Annotated in this window: 6 protein-coding genes; 3 read left to right on the forward strand and 3 right to left on the reverse strand. The window is 71.6% G+C overall.

The window, feature by feature from the left end; all coding sequences use genetic code 11:
* The first annotated feature begins 104 nt into the window (after positions 1-104).
* The 3 genes from ABZT06_RS50060 (at position 105) to ABZT06_RS50070 (ending at position 4,186) form a co-directional block, all read left to right on the forward strand.
* Positions 105-2,489 (forward strand): phosphoketolase family protein, encoded by a 2,385-nt coding sequence (locus tag ABZT06_RS50060; protein ID WP_355756498.1) that lies wholly within the window; start codon positions 105-107, stop codon positions 2,487-2,489.
* A gap of 31 nt (positions 2,490-2,520) precedes the next feature.
* Positions 2,521-3,534 carry a type I glyceraldehyde-3-phosphate dehydrogenase gene (gap, locus tag ABZT06_RS50065; RefSeq protein WP_355756501.1) on the forward strand — a complete coding sequence of 338 codons (1,014 nt, stop codon included), beginning with the start codon at positions 2,521-2,523 and terminating at the stop codon, positions 3,532-3,534.
* A 151-nt stretch (positions 3,535-3,685) separates the two neighbouring features.
* Entirely contained in the window at positions 3,686-4,186 is a 501-nt protein-coding gene (locus tag ABZT06_RS50070) for a flavodoxin domain-containing protein (RefSeq protein ID WP_355756504.1), read from the forward strand.
* Positions 4,187-4,246: 60 nt separating this feature from the next.
* Here ABZT06_RS50070 and ABZT06_RS50075 read toward each other — a convergent pair whose 3' ends face one another.
* The 3 genes from ABZT06_RS50075 to ABZT06_RS50085 all read right to left on the reverse strand — a co-directional run bounded on the left by ABZT06_RS50075 (position 4,247) and on the right by ABZT06_RS50085 (position 5,822).
* The gene (locus tag ABZT06_RS50075) at positions 4,247-4,672 is read right to left on the reverse strand and encodes a universal stress protein (RefSeq protein ID WP_355756507.1); all 426 of its coding nucleotides are present in this window, start codon (positions 4,670-4,672) and stop codon (positions 4,247-4,249) included.
* A gap of 60 nt (positions 4,673-4,732) precedes the next feature.
* Positions 4,733-5,314 carry a hypothetical protein gene (locus ABZT06_RS50080; protein WP_355756510.1) on the reverse strand — a complete coding sequence of 194 codons (582 nt, stop codon included), beginning with the start codon at positions 5,312-5,314 and terminating at the stop codon, positions 4,733-4,735.
* A 127-nt stretch (positions 5,315-5,441) separates the two neighbouring features.
* The gene (locus ABZT06_RS50085; RefSeq protein WP_355756513.1) at positions 5,442-5,822 is read right to left on the reverse strand and encodes an STAS domain-containing protein; all 381 of its coding nucleotides are present in this window, start codon (positions 5,820-5,822) and stop codon (positions 5,442-5,444) included.
* Positions 5,823-6,034 lie beyond the last annotated feature (212 nt).

Raw genomic sequence — 6,034 nt, forward strand, 5'->3', positions numbered from 1 at the left:
CCTGTAATGGTGCAAGTCGGGCGCGATTTCAAGATCTTCAGTGTGCTCCTAGGCCTCCAGTCCCCTCCACGAACTTGCGCGGGGCAGCACTAGGGAGCCATCCCATGTCCGAGGTCGAACACCTGGACGCCACCGTACTTTCCGATGACGAACTGCGCACCCTGGACGCCCACTGGCGGGCCGCCAACTACCTGGCCGCGGGCCAGATCTACCTGATGGCGAACCCGCTGCTGACCGAGCCCCTGCGGCCGGAGCACATCAAGCCGCGGCTGCTGGGCCACTGGGGTACCTCGCCGGGACTCAATCTCGTCCACACCCATCTCAACCGTGTGATCAAGGCGCGCGCTCTGGACGCGCTGTGCGTATGGGGCCCCGGTCACGGCGGGCCGTCCGTGCTCGCCAACTCCTGGCTGGAGGGCAGCTACAGCGAGACCTACCCGGACGTGCCGCGCGACGGGGCGGGGATGGAGCGGCTGTTCCGGCAGTTCTCCTTCCCGGGCGGGGTGCCCAGCCATGTCGCCCCGGAGACCCCCGGGTCGATCCATGAAGGCGGTGAGCTGGGATATTCGCTGTCGCACGCCTACGGTGCCGCCCTCGACAACCCGGACCTGCTCGTGGCCTGCGTGATCGGGGACGGCGAGGCGGAGACCGGGCCGCTGGCCGCCTCCTGGCACTCGAACAAGTTCCTCGACCCGGTCCACGACGGCGCCGTCCTGCCGATCCTGCACCTCAACGGCTACAAGATCGCCAACCCGACCGTGCTCTCCCGCCTGCCGGAGGCCGAACTCGACGCGCTGCTGCGCGGCTACGGCCACGACCCGATCCACGTCAGCGGCAACGACCCGCTCCAGGTGCACCGGGCCATGGCCCGGGCCTTCGACGACGCACTGGACCGGATCGCGGTCATGCAGCGGTCGGCCCGCGAGGACGGTCACGCCCAGCGCGTCCACTGGCCCGTGATCGTGCTGCGTACCCCCAAGGGCTGGACCGGCCCGGCGGAGGTCGACGGCGTGCCCGTCGAGGGCACGTGGCGTGCGCACCAGGTGCCGTTGGCGAACGTACGCGAAAACCCCGAGCGCCTGCGGCAGTTGGAGGACTGGCTGCGCTCGTACCGGCCCGAGGAACTGTTCGGCCCGGACGGCCGGCCCGCCCCCGACGTCCTCGCCTGCGTCCCGGAGGGCTCCCGCCGTCTGGGCTCCACCGCGAACGCCAACGGCGGTCTCCTGGTCCGGGACCTTCCCATCCGCTCCCTGGACGACTACGCCGTACCGGTCGAGAAGCCGGGCACGACCCTGCACGAGCCGACCCGGGTCCTCGGGGACCTCCTGGCGCAGGTCATGCACGACACCCGCCTGCGCCGCGACTTCCGGGTCGTCGGCCCGGACGAGACCGCCTCCAACCGGCTCCAGGCCGTGTTCGACGCCAGCGGCAAGGCCTGGCAGGCCGAGCACCTGCCGGTCGACGAGCACCTGGACCGGCACGGCCGGGTGATGGAGATCCTCTCCGAACACACCTGCCAGGGCTGGCTGGAGGGCTATCTCCTCACCGGCCGGCACGGGCTGTTCTCCTGCTACGAGGCGTTCGTGCACATCGTGGACTCGATGGTCAACCAGCACATCAAGTGGCTGAAGACGTCCCGCGCACTGCAGTGGCGGGCTCCCATCGCCTCCCTCAACTACCTGCTCACGTCCCACGTCTGGCGCCAGGACCACAACGGCTTCTCCCACCAGGACCCCGGCTTCGTCGACCACGTCCTCAACAAGAGCCCCGAGGTCGTCCGCGTCTACATGCCGCCGGACGCCAACACCCTCCTGTCGGTGGCGGACCACGCGCTGCGCAGCCGTGACTACGTCAACGTGATCGTGGCCGGCAAACAGCCCTGTTTCGACTGGCTGTCCATCGACCAGGCCCGCGCCCACTGCGCCCGCGGTGCCGGGATCTGGGAGTGGGCGGGCACCGAGGACGGCTCCCGCGAACCCGACGTGGTCCTCGGCTGCGCGGGCGACGTGCCCACCCAGGAGATCCTGGCCGCCGCCCAGTTGCTCCGCCGCCACCTGCCGGACCTCGCCGTGCGCGTGGTCAACGTCGTCGATCTCGCGCGGCTGCTGCCCCGTGAGGAACACCCGCACGGGATGAGCGACTTCGAGTACGACGGCCTGTTCACCGCCGACAAGCCGGTCGTCTTCGCCTACCACGGCTACCCGTGGCTCATCCACCGCCTCGCCTACCGCCGCACCGGCCACAAGAACCTGCACGTACGCGGCTACAAGGAGTCCGGCACCACGACCACGCCCTTCGACATGGTCGTGCGCAACGACCTCGACCGCTACCGCCTCGTCATGGACGTCATCGACCGCGTCCCCGGCCTCGCCGTGCGCGCCGCCGCCGTACGCCAGCAGATGGCCGACGTCCGCACCCGCCACCAGGCCTGGATCCGCGAGCACGGCACCGATCTGCCCGAGGTCGCCGACTGGACCTGGAACGCCTGAACACCCCTGCCCTCGTGAGGAGTTCACTGTCATGACCGTACGCGTCGGCATCAACGGCTTCGGCCGCATCGGCCGCACCTACCTGCGCGCGGCCCTCGACCGCGCCGAGGCGGGCACCCAGGACGTGCACGTGGTCGCCATCAACGACATCGCCCCGCCCGCCACCCTCGCCCATCTGCTGGAGTACGACTCCACGTTCGGCCGGATCGGACGCGAGGTGGTCCACGACGACAGCTCCATCACCGTCGACGGGCGACGCATCGCCGTCACCGCCGAGCGCGACCCCGCCGCCCTGCGCTGGTCGGACCACGGCGCCGACATCGTCGTGGAGTCCACCGGGCGCTTCCGCGACCGCGACTCCGCCGCCCTGCACCTCAAGGCCGGCGCCCACACCGTGCTGCTCTCGGCCCCCGGCAAGAACGCGGACGCCACCCTCGTGATGGGCGTCAACGACGACACCTACGACCGTGAGCGCGACCGGATCGTCTCGGCCGCCTCCTGCACCACCAACTGCGTCGCCCCCATGGTGAAGGTGCTGCACGAGGCCTTCGGCATCGACCGCGGCGTGATGACCACCATCCACGGCTACACCAACGACCAGGCCCTCCTCGACGGCCCGCACAAGGACCTGCGCCGCGCCCGTTCGGCGGCGCTGAGCATCATCCCGACCAGCACGGGCGCCGCCCGCGCCGTCGGACTGGTGGTGCCGGACCTCGCCGGGGCGCTGGACGGGATCGCGGTCCGCGTTCCCGTGGAGGACGGCTCGCTGACCGACCTCGCCGTGGTCCTGAACCGGGAGGCGAGCGTGGAGGAGATCAACTCCGTGTTCCGGACGGCCGCCGAGGGACCGCTGAGCGGCATCCTGCGGGTGTCGAACGCGCCCATCGTCTCCCGCGACGTCATCGGCGACCCTTCGTCCTGCGTCTTCGACCCGGCCCTCACCCAGGCCAACGGAACCCTGGCCAAGGTCTTCGGCTGGTACGACAACGAGTGGGGCTACACCAACCGGCTCCTGGACCTCACGGCGCTCGTCGCGGACGACTGAGCCGCACGTAGGGGGCCGATACCACCTGGCCGGGAGTGCCGGCCCGACCGGCCCCCGGTCCACCCCGGACAGCCCATGGGGCGTTTCGCCGATCCGCTGGATGCTGGGAGTGGACGGCGGCTGCGCCGACCGTGAGAGGAGGTGGCCCACCATGACAGGCAAGGTGCTGGTGGCCTACGGAACCACCAACGGCTCGACGGCACAGATCGCGGAGGCGATCACCGAGGTCCTGCGCAAGAACGGGCTGGCGGCGGACGCACAGCCCGCCCGGTCCGTGGCCGACGTGTCCTCGTACGACGCCTTCGTGGTCGGCGGCGGGCTGTACGCCGGACGGTGGCACAAGGACGCTCGCCGCTTCGTCCGGCGCCACCGCCGGACCCTCGCCGAGCACCCGCTCTGGCTCTTCAGCAGCGGCCCTCTGGATGCCTCGGCCGCCGAGCGCGACATCCCGCCCGTCCCAGGGCTGAAGCGGGCCATGGAGCGGCTGGACGCCAGGGGGCACACGACCTTCGGAGGCTGCCTGCAGGAAGGCGCCAAGGGGAGGATCGCCGGGATGATCCTGCGCTCCGGCAAGGGCGGCGACTACCGGGACTTCGAAGCGATCGAGGCGTGGGCGGGGCGTGTGGCCGACGATCTGCGGGGCCCGGGGTAGACCGCCGAGAAGGTACGGCCCCGGTGCCTGCCCGGCGCCGGGGCCCTTGTCGTGTCCCGTTCACAGGGGCACGACCGTGACAGGGCACCGGGCTGCGCGCAGGAGCGCCCGCGAGACCGTCCCCGGCTCGGCACCGGAGCTTCGGCCCACGACGACGAGCGCGGCGTTCGCGGACAGCTGGACCAGGGCCTGCGCCGGGGTGAACAGCCGTACATCCTCCACCACCCGCACCTCGGGATACTTCTCCCGCCACGGTCGCAGGACGTCCGTCAGCAGCTGCACCTCGTGGTCCTCCCAGGCGCCGCGGTCCTCCTCCGGTATGCCGAAGGGTAGTTCCGCGGCGCACGAAGGGAACCGCCAGGCATGGACGGCACGCAGCCGTACGCCCCGCAGCCGGGCGGTGTCGAAGGCGAAGCGGACGGCGCCCTCGGCGGGTGCGCGGGCGTCCACTCCTAGCACGATCTCGGTGACGGGCTTCTGGAACATCGTGGGCCTCCTGCTGGAAGGGACGGTCTGCTGGATGGGACGGTCTGCTGGACGGGACGGTCAACCGGTCCTGTGCCCCCACGTCGGCTCCACCAGATCCCACTCCCGGCCCCACCCCTCGATGCGCCGCCGCTCGAGCCGCCACCGCACGACAGCTCCGGCGGCGCAGACGGCACCGGCGAGAGCGAGCCCGGCGCCCGCGCCGAGGACGCCGGCCTCGACCTGGGCCTCGGTGGTGCTGGGAGGTGCGGTGGTCGGCGTGCCGTGGCCGTCCAGCCAGACCACGAGGCCGTCTCCGGCCCGCAGACCCGTGCCGACCAGGGTGCGCCCGGTGCGGGGCGCCCCGTCGGGAGCCGTCCAGCGGACCTTCGCCACGGCCTTGCCGTCCGACGACGCGACGGACGACGTGCGACGCGACAGGTCGGTCACGAGCACCGCGTGCACCGCATGGCGCTCGGCGCGCTGCCTGGCGAGCACCTCGTCGGCGGCGTGCGCTGTCACCAGGCCGGCGAAGGTGCCTCCGACCGCGACGACGGCCCCTACGGCCAGCACGATCCAGGACTCGACGACGTCGTCGTGCCGTCGCAGCGGATTGCTCCGCCAACGCCAGAACCGCTTCCTCGTCGGCATGCTGCGACGCATGGCCCGCACCTCCTCCTCCGGTCGTGACACCTCTGAAGGTGTCAGCCCCCGGCAGACCCTGGGACGGGCCGACCAGGGGACATCGCGGGGCCGCTCGGCACCGGTTTCCGGGCCGGAGACGGGCCGTTCAGCCCACAGCGGCGGTGGCGGACGTCCGGTCCGGGGCGTCGCCCAGGACGGAATGCACCTCGAAGACCCCGCCCAGTCCGGCGGCACGGAGCACCCGCAGGTGCACGCTGCTGTCGGTGAGGAGCCGGAGCCGGCCGTTCCGTGCCCGGACACGGTTCTGCGTCCGGCACAGGGTGGTGAGTCCCGCGCAGTCGACGAAGGACACGGAACGCAGGTCGAGCACCAGGTCGGGGTGCGGATCGTAGGTCAGGGCGTCGAGGAGCGCCGACAGCGGGACGGCCGTCGCGAGATCGATCTCGCCGCACAGCGTCACGACGGTCGTCCCGCCGACGCCCCGCACCGTGTGCGACAGCACGGACCTCGTGTGGTTCTCGGACATGGTGCGATCAAAGCCGCGCCGACGGACGGTGAGGAAGGGCCGAACGGTCCCCGCCGACCGGGAATGGGGCCCGACCGGCCCAAGCGGACCGGGCGCGCACGGTCCAGGCTGGTCTGCGCGGACGACCTCGCTGGGGTGCGGGTCGAAGGTGACGACGACCGAGGGAACACCCAGCTCACGTGCCCGGTCCACGGCATGCCGGATGATCAGCT

It is taken from the genome of Streptomyces sp. NPDC005483 (assembly GCF_040606035.1).
GTDB lineage: Bacteria > Actinomycetota > Actinomycetes > Streptomycetales > Streptomycetaceae > Streptomyces.